The following is an 18,279-nucleotide window of genomic DNA, read 5'->3' as shown; positions in this document are numbered from 1 at the left end:
TCAAGTCAGCCATGATGAAGGGAATGCCTCAGATTGTGATGCTAGAGAAGCGCCACATGGATTGGGCCTACCTAGACTACCGTGAGTCAGAGGTTCTACGTGTGACAATGGAGCAGCTACTCGAGCACGGGGTAGGGGTGCTGCCCCTACATGACAGCATCATCGTACCCCTCAAACACAAAGAGCAAGCTGAACAGATATACCGCCAAGCTTTCTATGATCAGTTGGGTGTTTGGCCTATGATGAAGGTGAAATCAAAGTGATTGTCTCAGCAACATGGATGCGGTGTTAGGCAGCTGGGATACATCCTCAAAGAATAAACACCTGTAATTCAACAAATTTTTCTTTAACTTACTGGAAAACAACAGCTATTCTGTAATCCCCTTAATTCCACCTCTTGGATACATTTTGGGTTACATTTCAGTGTTTGTGGTGTTTGGCTCTGAACACAAGGTTGACATGCCGAAGTTAATCCAGCAAGATTCATGGGCAGTCAGATTGGCTAAGCAATTGAGTAGGTTTGATAATATCTCTTGCAGGTATTACCTTTGTGAGTTCACGGCGGTTAGAGAAATGCTTTAGCATTTTGAGATTAGTCCGTGTGGGGGCACCATTTTCCAGCCTGTATTTGACCGAAACACCCGCAGTATTTGCGCGTGGTGGGCTGTCTTTCGTAATGTCGTGGCGAGATGGTGCGGTTTAGATGATTTCGTCTTCGTCAAAGAGTGGATCGTCGGTGAGTTGGTCGTTCATCTCGACCATCATCTCTTCGGCGCGGATTACGGATTTGACGCGGGCGAGGTGAAAGACCGCATCACCCTCATTGACCACGGGCATGACCGCGCGCCCAACAATGATTCCGCTGAACGGGGCTAGAATTTCGCGCTCCACCTGTCCAAACGGGTCGGACACTGCGGCCATCACATCGCCCTCGGCCACAACATCACCATCCGCTTTGAAGGTCCGCAACAAGCCGCCCACGGGCGCGCGCAGCCATTTGCTAGAGCTACAGTATTGAGACGGTGTTTTGGTTTTCGAGATACCTTTGGCGGAGACCATGCCGACATGATGGAGAACGCGTAGGATGCCGGCTACGCCTGAGCGCACCGACATTTCGTCGAACCTCAACCCTTCGCCCGCCTCGAACAGCAACACATCTTTGCCGATGTCTTTGGCCGCCCCGCGCAGTGACCCCTCGCGCAAAGGGGACTGCAAGATAACAGGTGCGCCGAACACTTCAGCCAGCTTAGCGGTGCGCGCATTGTCTGGCGATATGCGAATTTGGGGCAGGTTGGTGCGGTGGATAGCGGCAGAGTGCAGATCAATGCCCAAATCACACCGCGCAACAATTTCGTTCAAAAACAGATGCGCCAATCGTGAGGCCAATGATCCGTCCGAGTTTCCCGGAAACGAGCGGTTGAGATCGCGTCTGTCGGGTAGGTAGCGTGAGTGGTTCATAAATCCGAAAGCATTGACGATGGGGATCACAATCAGGGTGCCGCGTAAGGATTTAAGGTTGGGTGTGCGCAATAGTCGCCGCACAATCTCGACACCGATGACCTCGTCACCGTGCACTCCCGCACTCACAAAGACCGTGGGGCCGTCTAGGCGTCCATGGATGACGTGGACGGACATGGCGACAGGGGTGTGGTCGGATAACACGCTGACGGGTAGGGCGACTGTGCGCTGCGCGCCGGCCTCGATCTGTGTGTTTTTTATGGTAAAGGGCGCGCGGCGTGGCATGGCCGTTTCCTTTGGTGTGAGCGTCAATCGGCGCGATTGCGCGTCAACACCAGTGGATGATCTGCCTTGGTAACGCAAGCGCCATTCTCATGCGCTTGCGGTCGATGTCTGGGGTGGTCGCGGACCTAGCTATAAAGAGCCTTGGCCTGTGTGAACGACAAGAGGCGTTTTGTCTTGCTATCCCAGAGGTGCAATTGTGCGCTACGCAGGCTTTCGCGAATGGTCATACGGTTGATTTGCGACAATTCCGCGTGATCTTTGAGCACTTCAGGCAGACGGTAAAACGGAATGCGCGCGTATAGGTGATGCACGTGGTGAATGCCGATATTAGCGCTCAGCCATTGCAATACGGGGGGCAGGACGTAGTAGGAACTGCCCTCAAGTGCCGCTTCGTGGACTTGCCAATCCTCTTCAAAGGACCAGTGCGTGGTTTCAAACTGATGCTGTACGTAGAACAGCCAGACACCTGCCGTTGCCGCCAAAAGGGTTGAAGGCAAGAAAATCAAGAACACCGCAACTGCGCCGCCGAAATGCCAAATCAGACCCAAAATGATCAAGATCGCCGCATTGGTGCTCATGGCGCTGACCCAGTATTTTGCGCGGGCCATCAAACCGAGCGGGAGACGGTTTTGGAGAAAGAATAAATAGCCGGGGCCAAACCCGAACAACACAATCGGGTGGCGGTACAGGCGGTATAGCAGACGCTTGGGCGCTGACAGCGCGGTATACTCTGCAACGGTGAGCGTGTGGACATCACCAATTCCACGCCGTCCAAGGTTGCCGGCCGAGCTATGATGAATCGAATGCGAGCTGCGCCACACATCATAGGGCGTGAGGGTCATAACGCCAAGGACGCGCCCGAGCCAATCACTGGCCGTGCGATTCTTGAGAAACGATCCGTGGCCGCAATCGTGTTGGATGGCGAACAGGCGCAACAAAAAGGCCGCGTTGACGATCGAAATCGCAAAGGTCAGCCAATAGCTGACCGCAAGCGCCTTCCATGCCAAGACCCACAAAAGCAGGAATGGACCCACTGTGACGGCGAGTTCAAAGACGCTGCGCATAACATTGGGGTCACGGTATCCTGCGAGAATGCGAACCCATTCTTTGGCTTCGGGCATTGCAGGGGAGGGTGTGGCAATTTTGGAATTATCAGACATGCGCCTACTTTTTTCTATGTGTCGGCCAACCTCATAGCCGATTATGACGCTAGCGCAAATGTGACATGCATCACGCGGGTAACAAATTTTACCTTTCGGCGGATTTTCTCGCATCACAAGAGCACACGGATCACCTTATTGCACGGCCCTCATGTTGTCGTTTGACCTGCTTGGGGTGGCGTTTGCGAGACTGTTGTGGCCCAAATGACGGGACAACGCAGTCACTTTTGTGACATCTCGCGCGTCAACTCGTCGACGGGCCAAATTGCGTAGGGGTGCGAGTCGTACACAATCGTGGTTGCGGGCGCATCGGTGATCGGCGTTTTGTCGCGCCTGCCGACAATAGCGCCATTTGGGTGCGCATGGGCCCAGTCCTTAAGGGCATCCATTGTTGCGATCGGCGTCATATGGCGGGTGGCCCGCGCGCCAAAGTTGAACTGCGCATGATATTCGTCGGTAAAGACGGCAATGCCGCCCTCCTCATAGGGCGCGAGGGTCTGGGCGATGATACGCGCATCATAGGCGTCAAACAGATCGGTGAACCGGATCGTGAGGCCAAGGCAAAGCAGGAGCCCCAATGATAGAACCGCCCCGCCGCGCACTATGTTATCGCTCATCGCCAATCCAGATAGAGCCAAAAGCGTGAAGCCCACTGCCAATAGGGTGATTTGGGGTGTTAACAGCTCGGACAGGTGCGTCACGTCCACGACCCCCACGCCCGCGGCGCAAAACAGCGCGCCCGCCAACGCGATAAGTGCGGCGGGAATCCAAGGGCGTGCATCGCCAAAAGAGGGGCTTAAGCGGGCAACAATTAGGGCAATGGCAGGCAGCTCAGGGACAAGGTAGTGCAATTGCTTGCCGCTGATAAAGCTGAACAAGATCAATGATGCGCCGCCCCAAATCGCGGCAAGGCGTAGACCTGTGTCCGCCCATGAGGCTTTTGCCATAGCGCGCCAAAGTTGCGGGACAAAGACCCACGGAAACAACAACAGCGGGGTGAGGGCCGCGTACCAATAAAAGGGACGCGCATGGGCAAACGATTGGGCAATACGTCCTGCGCTTTGCTTCCACAAAATGGCGTCACGGTACTGCGCCCCGCCCGAGATGATCGCGGGCACAAGCCAAAGTGCGGCCACTGCAAGACCTGTTATCAAAGCGAGGCCAAGTCCCGCGCCCAATCGGGTCGGTGTGACGGGGCCAAGGTGTTTGGCCCACACCGGTGCAAAGAGGACGGCGGGCAGGAGATGCACGAAGATCACCGGACCTTTGGCCAATGCGCCCACGGCCAGCGCCACACCAAAGCCCGTCCAATAGCGCCAACGACCCGTTTTGAGCGCGGCCACAAGTGACAGCAGGCCTAGCAATGTCGCGGTGGCCAATGCGGTGTCGAACATCGTCGCCCCGCCGTAAATGGCGAATGAAAATGTGCCCGCCAAGGCCCACATCGCACGTCCGCCGATGCCTGCGTCGTCTGGCCAAAGCTGTGTGGCCAAGCGACCCGTGAGCCATATCGTGGCAAGCGAGAACATGGGGGCGGCCAAGCGCGCGACATATTCGCTCACGCCAAACACCCCCCAAAGCAGGTTCATCACCCAAAACAACAGCGGTGGTTTATGCGTGTAAAGCTCAAAGTTCTTCGTGGGGACAAGGTAGTCGCCTGTTAGGTGCATATCCCAGGCCACACCAACGTAACGGGTTTCATCAATCGGTAAAAGTGGGCGCAAGGCTATCCCGAACAAGGTCACAACAGCAAACACGGCGAGCGCAGCATAGCGGTTTGGATGTCCCATTATGCCGCGTCCTCTTTTGCCGTATTGGACAAGAGCATCAGGTTTCGCACGTAGATAAACAGACCCATCCCCTGACCAAGGATAAACACGGGGTCTTTGCGCCAGAGCGCGTAGACCAAGAGGGTTGAGCCGCCTGCAAGGCTGAACCACCAAAACGCATGCGGAACCACGCTTTGGCGTTTGCGTTCACTGGCGATCCACTGCACCAAAAAGCGTGAGGTAAAGAGCAGTTGTCCAATAAACCCGATGCTGATCCAAAAGCTGTCCGACATGCGCGTTGTCCTTTGATAGCGATGTGTTTTGACGCCCTATGGCGATCGCGCCTTACGAGAACCTGACGGGCGGTCTATAAGAGGGCAAAAGAGAGAGCGGCGAGGGGCGCAGGCCATGCGATTGTTGGTGATTGAGGACGAGGTGGCTTTGGGTGAGACCGTGTGCGCATATTTGCGCGATGCCAGTCACGCCGCTGACCACGTCACGGATCTGGCGTCAGCCCGCGCAAGTATGGCGGGGACAATGTATGATTTGCTGTTGCTGGACCTTGGTTTGCCTGACGGGGACGGGCTGACGTTTTTGCGCGCGCTGCGGCACGATGGGTTTACGCCACCGGTTTTGATTGCCACGGCGCGCGACCGCATTTCCGAGCGTATCGAGGGGCTAAAGGCGGGGGCAGATGATTACCTTGTGAAGCCCTTTGATCTCGATGAGATGGTCGCGCGGATCGAGGCAAACTTGAGCCGCCAGACAATTTTGGCGACACCGGTGCGCGCGTTTGGTGACGTCTGTGTGCATTGCTCGACAAAATCCGTAACGGTGGCGGGGCACACTGTTGATCTTACGCGCCGCGAATGGGGGCTGATTGATCGCTTGTCGTCGCGCCCCGATATGACCTTTTCTAAATCTGATCTGGAAGACACGTTGTATGGGCACGGCTATGAGGTCGAAAGCAACGCTATCGAGGCCCATGTTAGCCGTTTGCGCGCAAAGTTGGGCAAGACAGCGGTGATGACGGTGCGCGGCATCGGCTATAAAATGGGGCGGACATGAGCCTCGTGCGCCCTCATAGCCTTGCGCGCTCCCATAGCCTCGCGCGCCGTGTCGCGGTGTTCACCAGTCTCGGTTTTGCCGTAGTTGTGTCCTTGTCCATTTTGATCATGGCGTCCGTGCTTCAATCCGAGACGACCGAGCAGCGCGACGAGGCTTTGCGCGAGATGTCACCGATTGTTATGGCGTTGTTGACGCGTGCGGTGCCGTTGAGCGGCGCGGCGGGTGTTGATATCGCTCAACACGGTTTGGGCGATCTTGACGATCATCAGACGTCTTTGGTGTTTGCGCTTGTGGACCCGCGCGCAGGTCTCCTTTTGAAGTCGCACGGCGATGCCGCGTTTCCCGATCCCCAACGTGTCGGCACCGATCGGTTTTACGCTGATGCGATGCATCGGTTTTATATTAGCGCACCCAATGCGCGCGGTGAAGTTGTGATCCTCGCAGAGGTCGCTGCGGAACGAAAAGAGGCCGTATTGGAAAGCCTGTTGGCCTTTTCTGGTCCGATGATTCCGCTGATTGCGATTGCATTTTTATTGGTGCGTTGGGTGACGCGCAGTGCGCTGCGTCCGCTCATTGAGGTGAGCAACGAGATTTCGGCACGTGGTCATGAACTTTTGGAGCCGATTGAACGCGCGGGCTTGCCGAGTGAATTGCGCGCGGTTGTGACAACCGTAAACGGATTCATGGCGCGCCTGTCGAAAGCATTGGACGCCGAGCGCCATTTTGCCTCGAACGCCGCCCATGAATTGCGCACGCCGCTTGCCGTGGCCCTTGCCAAGACGCAACATCTAAAATCTCGTCACAGGGATGGCGATGTGGGTGAGATCGAAGCCGTCGAACAAGCATTGAAACGCATGACGCGTCTCGTCGAGCGATTGTTGCAATTGGGGCGTGCGGACGCGGGGCCGCGTGCGTCAAGCATCCCAACCGATCTGGGGGACGTCTTGGCCCTCATTGTCCAAGAGCGCAGTGGTGTCGATCCGTTGGTCGCGGCGCGATTGGAGGTCTGCGTCGAGGACGCGCCTGTCATGTCGCGGATCAGTGCGGATGATTTCGCGATCATTGCATCCAACCTCATCGACAACGCTGTGCGCTACGGCGACGAGACACAGCCCGTTGTTATCACGCTTGGAATTCACGCGCTGAGTGTCTCAAATAGCGGGTCTGTCATTGCCGCCGATGATTTGTCTATGCTGACCACCCGATTTGCCCGCCACGATGCGCGCGGTGGCGGGCTTGGTCTTGGGCTATATATATCCGACACTGTGGCCCGAAATCTGGGTGGGACGCTCACGCTGTTGTCGCCCGCGATTGGTGCGCACGATGGCGTGAGTGCTGTGTTCACCTTTCCCAAGCCTTAGAACGCAGAGACGGCCTTTTGTAGGGTCGCAAGGATCACATGTGCTGAGGCCGCACCGGGGTCCATATGGCCGATTGATCTGTCGCCAAGCTTTTTTGACCGCCCGCGTTTGCTTTCGATTGTGGCTGTGTAATCGCGGCCCTCTTTTGCGCCTATGGTCGCGGCGTTTAGGCAATCGGTGATATCCGCGCCCGCACCAAGCGCGGCTTTGGCGGCGTTGACCGCAGGCACATAGGCGTCAACCATGGTTTTTTCACCCACGCACGCGCCACCACGGGCGACGATCCCGTCACTTAGCCCTTCGATCCATGCCACCATTGCGGCGGCATCAAGATTGAGACGGTCCGACACGGCCGCGCCTGCCGATTGGAAGGCTGAGGCATAAAGCGGGCCAGATGAGGCGCCAACAGCGTCCAAGAATACCTTGCCCATGCGGTCGCACATCTGCGTTATGGTCTCGTCGCGTGGCGTGTCAAACCCCTGACGCACGGCGGCAAACCCGATGTCCATCGTCACGCCGTGGTCGCCATCGCCAATGACACCATCCAGTTCGGACAACCAGTCGCGGTTGGCAAAAATGGCATCCGCAACCGCGAGCATCATGGTGCGGAACCGCTCGGGCGTGATGATCCCATCGGTTTTGAGGAGAGAACGGTCGATACGTGTGGTTTCAGCCGCGCTTTCATGGTGGCGCGCGGTGCGCGTCCCTTTGGGGGCAAGCGCGCCAGCGACCGTGAGCGCAGGGGTGCGGCACGGTGTGTCGAGCAGGTTTTTGAGGTCGGCGTCGAGTTTAAGCAGCGTCACAGATGCGCCAGCCATCTCCAGTGAGGTGCAGTATTCGCCCACCCATGCGTAATGGATGCTCACACCGCGTTCGGCCAAAATCTGCGCCACGCGGCGGTGGATGATGTAAAGCTCCAACTGGCCCGTAGCGCCAAGTCCGTTGACCAAAACCGCCACCTCGTCGCCCGTATCAAGCGCCATATCGTCGAGGATCATCCCCATCAATTCGTCGGTCACGGCGTCGGCGGTTTCAAGGGGACCACGGCGCATTCCCGGCTCGCCGTGTACGCCCATGCCGATTTCCATCTCGTTGTGACCGATCTCGAAATTCAGCTTGCCCGTTTGCGGCATGGAGCACGCGGTGAGTGCCACGCCCATAGAACGGCAATTGTCGTTGGCCGATTGAGCCGCAGCCACGCAAGCGTCCAGATCGCGGCCCTGCTCGGCGGCGGCCCCCGCGATTTTGAACACGAAAAAGTCGCCCGCAATACCGCGCCGCTCATCCTCGCGGCCTCTGGGCGCGGAGGCCACATCGTCAGTCACTTGGACAGAGCGGGCAGGGATGCCCAAGCGCTCGCACGCCTCGGCGGCCATGTCGAAATTCATCACATCGCCGGTATAATTTCCGTAGAGAAAGAACACGCCAGCACCGCCATCAGCGGCTTTGGCCGCGTCAAGGATCTGTTCGGGAGAGGGAGAGGCAAACACGTTGCCAACGGCGGCGGCATCGGCCAGTCCTCGCCCGACATAGCCCGCGAACGCAGGCTCGTGTCCCGATCCGCCCCCGATGATCACGCCGACTTTGCCGTCACGCGGGCCGTCTTTTGCCACGACCGCACGCCCTGTTGCGCCCTCGATTGTGAGCATGTCGGGGTGGGCGGCGATCATGCCCTCAAGGGCGTGGGTGATGATGTCCTCAGGCGCGTTGATCAGCTTTTTGGTGCGAATGTCGTCGGTCATATTAACGTCCCCCTACAAAATCTTTGGCAGCGGCGGTTGTCGCCTCGATCCATGGTTGTTCTTTGGCAATGGCCACGTCGAGGCCACCCTCGTCCAACATCAGCCAGTGCTCTAAAATGACGCTCATATCCGCAGGGCAGTGTTTGAGTTGATCAAGGGTCCACGCAATCGGCGCGCGGCCCTGTCCGAGTGGCACGCCGTGAATGCGAAACCCAACGCCATATGGGTCAGGCGTGATCTCATAGTCCTTGAGGTGCAGGTTGATTGTGTAGGGCGCGAGCATGGAAATGGTTTGCTCGGGCCACTCATTGGCACAGATCGAGTTGGCCACGTCCAAACAAACCCCAAGGTGATCGTCGTTCACCGCGTCGAGCAATTCGACCATACGCGGCGAGGGGTAGTTGAAATGGTTCTCGATTGCGATTTTCATGCCTTTGGAGCGGGCTTTTTCCACGCGCGGGCGCAATTGCTCGGCCAGTTCGGTGACGGGCACATGGCTGTCGGCCTCATCAAGGGCAACACGCATGATTTTTGCGTGCAACCTCTGCCCGATGTCGAGATAGCGGTCCACTTCGTCGGCATCGAAACACTGCGTCCCAAGTTCAAGGATCAATCCCTTGTCTTGAGCGACCTCATACAGGCGGTGATGATCGGCCTCTGAGTAGCGGTCAAGCGGCATATTGTCGGCATATTGCACAACCTCAAGGCCAAGTGCCTCGGCGCGATCCAGAATATCGAACGCATCTAGGGGGTTGGCGGGAACCTGATCTTTGATCCCGATAGACCAACGATAGGCGTAACTGCCTAGTCCGAGTTTCATGGCGCTCTCCCTATGTCTTGATAAAGACCGCGGTTACGGCCTTCCCTTGGCCGATGATCCTAGAGAACATCGGCCGTTTGGAAAATGGAAAGATACAGCACGGACGAGAAGATTTGCTTCAGATGAGGTTTAGATGTGTTTAAGTGGGGCCGCGCCTCAGCTTAGGGGTGTCGGCATGGTGAGCCCTGCGTCTGTCGCACAGGCGGCCACGCGGGTGAGCACTTCGTCGACCACAACCACGCCCTTGGACGCGCTTGCCGCGCGTGCGCTTGCGGCGCGGTCCCCGGGCACGCGTACGGGGCGGGCGGCATCAATTGGTGTATTGGCGCGGCAGGCGGCATTGAGATGGTCGGTCTGTGCCTTGAACGCGTCAAGTCCGCCAAATGCTTTGGGATCAAGTACTTGGAGAAAGACGTTCGCGCCCCAACGGGTTGGGGCCTCGACACGACCATGAGCGGCGAGGGCTTGTGTGAGCATTTCGACCATGAGCCCCATAGCAAAGCCCTTATGGCCGTGATCCATGCCACCCACGGGCAAGATGGACCCTTTGGGCGTGGTGTTGAACACGGTCGGATCGGTTGTGGCGTGCCCCGTGTTGTCGAGCATCCATTCATGCGCAAACGGCACCCCCGTGTTGATATGTTCTCGCACTTTGGACACGGTGGTGATGGAGGCGCAGGTGTCGATCAGCACGGGGTGATCGGTGGCCGGGTAGCCCACAGCCCACGGGTTTGGCGTCAAAAGCGGCTCGGTGCCGCCGAACGGCGCGACCCATTCACCTGATGGATCGGAGGTGGCGATGTAGCACACGTAGCCCCGCATCGCGGCTATGCGCGTCAGGGCAGACAGACACCCGATGTGATGGCTGCGCCGGATCGCCATTGCGGCCATGCCAAACTCAGCCGCCCGCGCCATGCAGGTCTCAAGCGCTTGTGTCATCACCCAGTGACCGGGCAGGTAATTCCCATCCCACAGCATCGTCACCTTATTGTCGGCAATCACATCATGGCTACCGGTGGTGGTCATGTTTCCGGCTTTGAGTTCGGGGACATAGTAGGGGACCATAGAGATGCCGTGCGTGGTCACGCCGATCTCGTCGGTCTGGATCAGAAGTTCGGCCACAATGTCAGCTTTGGCTTTTTCCAAACCGGCACCGGTCAAAAGATCGCGGGCGAGGGTGAACAGGGCGGTGCGGTCAAAACGCTGGGTCATGGTACTGCCTAATATGCTAGTTGATTTGGTATACCAAAATAGCAGCTGCGCGGCATTGTCCAGAGATTTTCGGTGCTACGCGTGGCACTAAACACAAAACCCCGCCTCATTGGGCGGGGTTTTGTGTTATGCAATCAATAGCTTGGTCTCGTACCCTTTGAGGCAGCGCCGCGCGGTTGGGTGAGCGGCGTAGGGCATGGCGCGCAGGTCAGGGAAGATTTGGAACAGTTCCTCGCGCCCTGCGTCATCGAGCGCGCCGAGTGTGTGATCGGAGGGGTAGAGGCTTTCGGATGGTGCGCCTTCGGCAAACACGACCTCATGGCCGTCGAACATCAGGTGGAAATACTCCACTGTTCCGCCCTCAAGACGGCGGATGGTGTCGTCGTTGACCAAATGGGTGGCCGCCGTGAACACTTGCTCGGTGTCAAACAAGACTTGCGCGCGCCAATCCTGTATCAACATGCGGTGTTGTGGAGAGACGATGAGGGTCTCGGTGTTGCCCATCGCACCTGCGGCAAATTCGATAGGGGCAAAGGTGCCTAACGCGGGAACTTCGCGTGAGCCGACCCACCGCAACGGTTGCGGGCCGTTGTCCATGGTGAGGATCAAATCGCCCGCACGCAGACTCTCGACAGGGCGGGGACCGTAGGGGGTTTCAATGCGGGTGCCGCGCCCGAAACAAATGATCGTCTCGATATTGGCAAAGGTAATGACCGTGCCATCCGACAAGGTGACCGATCCGTTTTCCTCATCTGGTGTGGTGAACACGGCCGAGCCGGGCGTGTAAAGCCCCGGACCAAGCAAGGAGAGGTTGAGCACATCGCCCGCGCCGGTGTCGTTGGTTTCCTCACCGTCTATGGTGATGGCCGTACCATCAAGCTGGGAGGGGTCGATGTAGATGATATCCGATCCGTCGCCGCCATTGGCCGTGTCGCCACTGCCCGCGTAGATGATGTCGTCACCCAAGCCGCCATTCAGGATGTCATAGCCGCCATCACCGTTCAAGGTATCATTGCCCTGACCCCCGATCAGCGTATCGTTTCCGGCCCCGCCAGAAAGACTATCGTCGTCGACGCCGCCGTCCAGTGTGTCGTCGCCGTCCTCGCCATAAAGCGTGTCGGCATCGTCCTGACCGTAGATCGTATCATTGCCCGCGCCGCCATAGAGCGTGTCGGAATTGTTGGTTGGGTCTGTATCGGCGGAGGTGGTTTCTCCTGCGTCATCAAGGTTGTACAGCTCGCTCAGTGCGTAATCCGCGTTGGTCGGGCCAAGTTCGCCGTAGATAATATCGTCGTCATCGCCGCCGTAGATCGTGTCGTTGCCTTCGTTGCCTTCCAAAAGGTCATCGCCTGCGCCGCCCAGAACCGTATCGTCGTCAAAACCCGCATCGACGCTATCGGCGCCTGTGCCGCCCTCGATATAATCGTTGTCATCGCCTGTCAGGATCGTGTCATTGCCAGCGCCGCCATACACGGTGTCCATGTCATTGGTCGGGTTGGTGTCCGCGCCGTAGCTGAGTGCGGGATCGTCAGGGTGGGTGTAGCCCGTGTCAGGCAAGCCTGTGCCGAGTGTGGTCCGCGTGTTGATATAGTCGTCACCATCGCCGCCATCGACCCAGTCGCTCCCCGCGTTGCCGTGGAGGTTGTCGTTGCCTGCGCCGCCAGTGATGATGTCATCCCCTGCGCCTGCATAAATGTCATCATCGCCGTCACCACCGTCAAGGGTGTCATCACCTGTGCCGCCGTCAATGTAGTCGTCACCTGCGCCGCCTAGAATGGTGTCCTCGCCAGCCTCGCCGTATAGGTCGTCATCGCCGCCCGCACCATCGAGATAGTCGTCGCCGTCCCCGCCGTAAAAGACGTTGGTAAAGCCTGTGAGAGGGTCGGGATCCATCCCGTCAAAGCCGATCAGCGTGTCGTCAAAATCAGACCCGATGATGCCGTCCATGCCGCTGCCTGTGTCACCTGCCGCATAGCCGCCCGAATAGGTGTTGGTAGCAAGGTTGACGTTGACGCCTGCGTCCGAGCCGGAATAATCGAGGGTGTCCTGACCGATGCCGCCATAGTTTTGGTCGGCGCCGAGGCCTCCCATGATCGTGTCGTTGCCTGTGCCGCCGTAGATGATGTCATCGCCAAGACCGGCGTCAATGATGTCGTCGCCGTCACCCGCTTCGATCACATCGTCGTAATCTGGGTAGGAGGCGTCAAACGCCACATCAGACATCCACACGCCCTGTGTGGACGTGCCTGTGTTGTCGTAGTCGATCACGATGGAGGCCACTGGCCCCGCAATGTTCACCAAAAGCGAGCCGTTTTGATCGCCTGTGTTCGTACTTCCTGTTCCTGTGACGGTGTTGCCGGACAAGGATTGACTGGCCGCTATGTCGAACGCAACAGGCACCTCGTTGCCCAAGGCGTCATAGGCTCTGATCGTGATAACGTCTGTGAAACCGCCCGCAACCTGATCGAGGTCATTGAGCCGAAAGGAGACGTTGCGGACTTCGTCGCTCAACCCGCTTGCAGGGGTTGTAGCCGAGAAATCCATGGTCATGGTCATGGTGTCCGCACCATCGCCCGCGCCACGATCGCCAAACAGGAACATCGTGCTATCCGGATCAAAGACTTCGCCTGACTCGGTATAGCCGTTCGCGTTGTAGGCACCGTTGCCCGTTGGGTCATAGGCAATTTGCCCAGTTCCATCATCGACGACCGCGAAATTCATCGTCATGCCTTCGGAGGTCAACGACCCCGAACCGTTCATGTAGTTGGTCTGATTGCCCAAGTCATTCCAGTGGAATACGCCGCCATTCAGGATGCCGTCATCGACACGCTCGCCCTCAGGATCGCCTGCGTAGGTTGTATCAATGGTGTCGTCGCCAGACGTGCCCGTGATCACGCCATCCTCGTAGAAGGAATAGACAAAGCCCGGATCGTCCGTGCCACCATCGGGCAAGGTATCGTGTGAAATGACGGTATAGGCGGTGCCCGCAACAAGAGGGGCTTCGGACAGCATAATCCACTGGTTGCCGCCAGGGGTATCGACCTCGACGGCCACCACATTGAATTCTTGGCCCGTGGCTGCGTTGGTCAGCGTCCAGCTTTCTTCGGCGTCGATCGCTAGTCCCGTATATGCGGTGCCGCCAAGCGTGATATCGACAGTTGCGTTTTCACCCGCGTTGTCATCGTCAAGGCCCGCACCATCGGTTCCCGTTTGAGTGTCGGTGATCAGGGCGGACCCTGCATAGGTGCTTGGCCCACCATAAGTAAATATGCCCGAATTGGGCAAATTTCCACGGGGATCATAGGCGTAATACTGAACCGTATACGTTGGCATTGTGAACCTGCATCTTTATTTTTAGTCCACACTCTGACGGCGCGGATCTGCTCAGGATCATAAACACCGTCCAAATGTGGCAAGAATGGGGCACATGTTTGCTCAATTGACGAAATCTTAAAACTTTAGGGTGGCTTGTTTCCATAGGGTCACAGATATGCCCGCGCACGGCCCATTCATTTGACGTCTGTGGACCTCATGCGCACGGCAGGCCAAAAATCTTTCAAAATTGAGGCAATTGGAACGCGCGAATACACAATTTGTTTGGATTTAAACCATAAATCTAACTCTGATTTGTTAGGGTTTTGGTTCTATGGCGACGTATATTCTCAAGGGCTATGCCGCATCAAGCCTCTCGTCGACGTCAGGTAATCTGACGGCGCAGGTTGGTCATGTGTGGCGGCTTGATCCGTCATGGGACAATTCGAACGATCACCTGACCTATACGATTAACGACGACGATGTACGGTTTGGCGGTGATGCAACAATCAACGAGGTGGGGGATGATTTCACCCAGACTGCTGTCGTCACGAATGTGAGTGGCGGAACGGTCGCGTCTGGAGGAGTTTATCTTGAGGATCAGATCACCCTGTCCGACGGGCAGGGCAACCTTTTTGACGTCTACTCGGTAGAGATCGGCGGTACTCAGGTCGGTGTTGTCAGCAACCCCGAACTCGTCCCCGGTGTCACCTACCAGGTCAGCAGTGTCAGCAACGTCAGCGCGTTCAACCTTCCCGACTATGTTGACATGGCCACGCCAACCTATGATCCCGATCTGGCGCAAACCTATAATGGGGGTGCGTATAACGACGAGATCGTCGCAGGTGCGGGTGACGATATCATCAATGCGGGTGCGGGTGCGGACAGCATCGAGGGCGGCGCCGGTAACGACACCATTTATTATGGCACCGGCGGCGCCACACAAGCCGATGGCGATACGGTCTATGGCGGCGACGGCGATGACATCATCGATGATGAAGCCGTTGTTCAACACAACTACGATGACACGCTTTATGGCGGTGCAGGCAACGACACCATCTACGCGGGGGGTGGGGACGATGAGGTTTACGGGGACGCGGACAACGACTGGATCCACGGCGAGGGGGGGCATGACGAACTGCATGGCGGGACCGGCGACGACACGATTTACGGCGGTGATGGCTACGATCTGATCTGGGGCGATGACGGCAATGATACCCTGTATGGGGGCAACGACGACGACACGATTTATGGCGGCGCAGGAATCGACGTCCTCTATGGCGACGCGGGCAACGATACGCTTTCGGGGGATGCCGGAGGCGACCACCTTTACGGCGGCACCGGCAACGACACCATGTCGGGCGGCACCGGCAATGACAGTTTCTACGTCCTTGAGGGCGACGGCACGAGCACGATGTACGGGGATGACGACTGGGATACGGTCGACTTTGCCTACTCCACGGGCAGTGCTGTTGATGTCACCTATAGCGGTGACAACGCGTTCAACTTCGCCTTCGACACGGGGAACAGTTCGGGCAGCGGTAACTCGATGGAGAATTTCATCCTGACAGGCCAAAACGACACGGTCGACGCGTCATTGGACGCGACCGGTGCGACATATGACTTACGCGCGGGGGATGACACATTTACGGGCGGATCGGGCAACGACGCGGTTTATGGTGGCGACGGTGCGGATACCATTACCCTCGGAGCTGGCGGTGACTACGCCGAAGGTGGCGCGGGAAACGACACGATCTATGGTGATGCGGGTGAAGACTGGATTGAGGGTGGTACGGGCAACGACACCCTTTATGGCGGCGATGACGCGGATACCTTTTTCTATAGCGATGGATGGGGCTCGGATACGGTCTTTGGCGGTGCAGGCATTTCGGACGCGGATACGCTAGATTTTTCCAATGTGACGACCGACGTCACTGTCACATTCTCAGATTGGGAAGACGGCACGGCCACGAGCGGAGCCGACTCAGTCAATTTTGATAACATCGAGGCCATTCGAGGCGGTTCGGGTGCGGATACTATTGACGCGAGCCCTGACGGATCAGGACTGTTGCTTGATGGCGGGGATGGGGGCGATACCATCATAGGTGGCTCGGGCGATGATGAACTGTATGGCGGCGATGGGGTTGACACCTTGTTTGGTGGCGCAGGCAATGACGCGATCGACGGCGGCCGCGGAGACGACACAATCACGGGGGGGGCGGGCGATGACACCATCACCTCTTCCAACGGTCAGGATACCATGGTCTTCGCCGACGGGTTCGGCAATGACATCATCACGGATTTCGATTTCACCGATAGCAACTCCGATGGCTATACCGACGACCAACTGGATGTGTCTGCCTTAACGGACAGCGATGGCAATCCCGTCAACGCATGGGACGTTGTCGTGTCAGATGACGGGTTGGGAAATGCCGTTCTCACCTTCCCCAATGGCGAAAGCATCACGTTGACCGGGATCGCACCGACACAGGTGGACGGTGCACAACAGATGCATGCGATTGGGATTCCGTGTTTCGTGTCGGGCACGCGGATCATGACGCCGTCGGGCAACCGCTTGATCGAGGAGTTGCGCCATGGTGATCTCGTCTCAACCCTTAACAGTGGGGCGCAACCGATCTTGTGGGCGGGGCGCACCACTCTCAAACGGGCGCGACTTGCCCTACAACCCGACCTATTGCCGATCCGCATTCGTGACGGGACATTGGGCAACTCGGGCGATTTATGGGTGTCGCCTCAGCATGGACTTGTGTTGCCGGATCTTTGCTCACACGCAAAGGCAGGTGTTTTGGTGCGTGCAAAACATCTACTGGAGCATGGGGACGGTCGCGTGCGGCGCGCAAAAGGGAGCCGCGATGTGACGTATCATCACCTGTTGTTGCCCCGGCATGCATTGATTTTGGCGAATGGATGCGCCTCGGAAAGCCTTTTTCCGGGTCGTTTTGCACTGTCCGGTTTCGACCGTGCGGCAAAGGCCGAGTTGTTCGACCTTTTCCCCGCGCTCGAAACCATTTTGCGCTCTGGTGCACCTGCAACGGATGCGGCCCGCATGTATGGTCAACCCGTGCTGCGCTTTGCCAAGGGGCGCGACTGGCGCGCGGGTCATATCCGTTTGCCCAAACGCGCCTAGAGATTTACGGCAGGACCGCGAGCCAAACCCAAGAGGTCACAACGGTCAGCGCGGTTGCGAGCAACACCGATGTGGCGGCGACACGTTTCGCAGATCCGTACATATTTGCGAACAAATAGGCGTTCACGCCGGGGGCCATCGCGGCGGTGATTGTGGCCGAGCGCAGCGCGCCGGTCTCAAGGTCAAACACAAAGTGACCCATGCCGTAAGTGATCAGCGGATGCACCAAAAGCGAGGCCGTGATGGCCCACAAAATGACCCGCATGTCGCCTTCGGGTTTGTAGCGCACCAACACGCCACCCAAACCGAATAGGGCGGCGGGAATGGCCGCAGATTTCATCATGCCCACCGCGTCCCACGCGAACTTAGGCAACTCGATCTGACCGATATTGACGATCCACCCCGCAGCGATCCCAAGGACAAGCGGGTTACGGAGCACCGAACGGGCAATCTGGCGCGCCAGTTTGGCGGGTGAGAGGCCTTGCCCCTTCGCCTTGGCGTATTCCATGAACGCGATGCCAACCGAATACAGGATGGGCGCATGAATAGAGACAATGGCAAAATTCCACCCCAAGGCGTCCGTGCCATAAGCGCGTTCAGTAATGGGAATGCCGAGCAGGAGCGAGTTTGAAAACAAGCCGATAAACCCGATGGCGACGCAATCTGTCAGGCTACGTTTGAAGATGTAGCGCGCCCCCAAAAAGGCAAATGCACCGCCCGCAAATGCCCCTGCGTAGAACGATAGCAAGAGGGGCGCGTGAAAGTTCTGCCCCAGATTGATTTGCGAGATGCCCGAAAACAACAAAAGCGGCACGGCAAAGTTTTGCGCAAACGACATCACGCCGTCGATTGTGGTCTCCGACACCCATTTGCGCCACGCCGCAAGGTATCCGTAGCCAACAATGATGAAGACGGGAAAGACAACTTCGAGCAGCGCTTGCATG

The 18,279-nt window shown here is 57.7% G+C and carries 13 protein-coding genes; 4 read left to right on the top strand and 9 right to left on the bottom strand.

Annotated elements, in window-relative coordinates:
* Positions 1–56: 56 nt before the first annotated feature.
* The gene (locus tag IMCC12053_RS11510; protein WP_143090023.1) at positions 57–263 is read left to right on the top strand and encodes a hypothetical protein; all 207 of its coding nucleotides are present in this window, start codon (positions 57–59) and stop codon (positions 261–263) included.
* Between the two features lie 436 nt (positions 264–699).
* Here IMCC12053_RS11510 and IMCC12053_RS11505 read toward each other — a convergent pair whose 3' ends face one another.
* The 4 genes from IMCC12053_RS11505 to IMCC12053_RS11490 form a co-directional block, all read right to left on the bottom strand.
* Positions 700–1,743 carry a succinylglutamate desuccinylase/aspartoacylase family protein gene (locus IMCC12053_RS11505; RefSeq protein WP_062219195.1) on the bottom strand — a complete coding sequence of 348 codons (1,044 nt, stop codon included), beginning with the start codon at positions 1,741–1,743 and terminating at the stop codon, positions 700–702.
* A gap of 125 nt (positions 1,744–1,868) precedes the next feature.
* The gene (locus IMCC12053_RS11500) at positions 1,869–2,903 is read right to left on the bottom strand and encodes a fatty acid desaturase (protein ID WP_062219193.1); all 1,035 of its coding nucleotides are present in this window, start codon (positions 2,901–2,903) and stop codon (positions 1,869–1,871) included.
* A 221-nt stretch (positions 2,904–3,124) separates the two neighbouring features.
* A complete protein-coding gene (locus IMCC12053_RS11495; protein WP_062219191.1) occupies positions 3,125–4,693 on the bottom strand; it encodes an ArnT family glycosyltransferase in 1,569 nt (522 codons plus the stop codon).
* Entirely contained in the window at positions 4,693–4,965 is a 273-nt protein-coding gene (locus tag IMCC12053_RS11490) for a lipid-A-disaccharide synthase N-terminal domain-containing protein (RefSeq protein ID WP_062219190.1), read from the bottom strand. The genes IMCC12053_RS11495 and IMCC12053_RS11490 overlap by 1 nt, the downstream gene beginning before the upstream one ends.
* 115 nt (positions 4,966–5,080) lie before the next feature.
* Between IMCC12053_RS11490 and IMCC12053_RS11485 the strand changes: the two genes are divergently transcribed.
* The gene (locus tag IMCC12053_RS11485; RefSeq protein WP_062219188.1) at positions 5,081–5,740 is read left to right on the top strand and encodes a response regulator; all 660 of its coding nucleotides are present in this window, start codon (positions 5,081–5,083) and stop codon (positions 5,738–5,740) included.
* The gene (locus IMCC12053_RS11480) at positions 5,737–7,101 is read left to right on the top strand and encodes a sensor histidine kinase (protein WP_062219186.1); all 1,365 of its coding nucleotides are present in this window, start codon (positions 5,737–5,739) and stop codon (positions 7,099–7,101) included. The genes IMCC12053_RS11485 and IMCC12053_RS11480 overlap by 4 nt, the downstream gene beginning before the upstream one ends.
* Here the strand turns inward: IMCC12053_RS11480 and dhaL are convergent.
* From dhaL to IMCC12053_RS11460, 4 genes are all read right to left on the bottom strand, one after another.
* Complete coding sequence (gene dhaL, locus IMCC12053_RS11475) at positions 7,098–8,843, bottom strand: dihydroxyacetone kinase subunit DhaL (protein ID WP_062219184.1); 1,746 nt, start codon at positions 8,841–8,843, stop codon at positions 7,098–7,100. The genes IMCC12053_RS11480 and dhaL overlap by 4 nt on opposite strands.
* 1 nt (position 8,844) lies before the next feature.
* Positions 8,845–9,663, bottom strand: coding sequence for a sugar phosphate isomerase/epimerase family protein (locus IMCC12053_RS11470; RefSeq protein ID WP_062219182.1), 819 nt, complete (start codon positions 9,661–9,663; stop codon positions 8,845–8,847).
* Between the two features lie 156 nt (positions 9,664–9,819).
* A complete protein-coding gene (locus IMCC12053_RS11465; protein ID WP_062219180.1) occupies positions 9,820–10,875 on the bottom strand; it encodes an Ldh family oxidoreductase in 1,056 nt (351 codons plus the stop codon).
* 126 nt (positions 10,876–11,001) lie between these two features.
* Positions 11,002–14,208 carry a Hint domain-containing protein gene (locus tag IMCC12053_RS11460; RefSeq protein ID WP_062219178.1) on the bottom strand — a complete coding sequence of 1,069 codons (3,207 nt, stop codon included), beginning with the start codon at positions 14,206–14,208 and terminating at the stop codon, positions 11,002–11,004.
* 313 nt (positions 14,209–14,521) lie between these two features.
* On the opposite strand from IMCC12053_RS11460, the gene IMCC12053_RS11455 reads away from it, so the two are divergent.
* A complete protein-coding gene (locus tag IMCC12053_RS11455) occupies positions 14,522–17,335 on the top strand; it encodes a Hint domain-containing protein (RefSeq protein WP_062219176.1) in 2,814 nt (937 codons plus the stop codon).
* 4 nt (positions 17,336–17,339) lie between these two features.
* Here the strand turns inward: IMCC12053_RS11455 and IMCC12053_RS11450 are convergent, their stop codons facing one another.
* On the bottom strand, positions 17,340–18,278 hold the full coding sequence (locus IMCC12053_RS11450; protein WP_062219174.1) for an AEC family transporter: 939 nt from the start codon (positions 18,276–18,278) through the stop codon (positions 17,340–17,342).
* Position 18,279 lies beyond the last annotated feature (1 nt).

Source organism: Celeribacter marinus (assembly GCF_001308265.1).
Lineage (GTDB): Bacteria > Pseudomonadota > Alphaproteobacteria > Rhodobacterales > Rhodobacteraceae > Celeribacter > Celeribacter marinus.
Note: the sequence above shows the minus strand (reverse complement) of the source record. Positions and strands in the feature narration are given on the sequence as shown.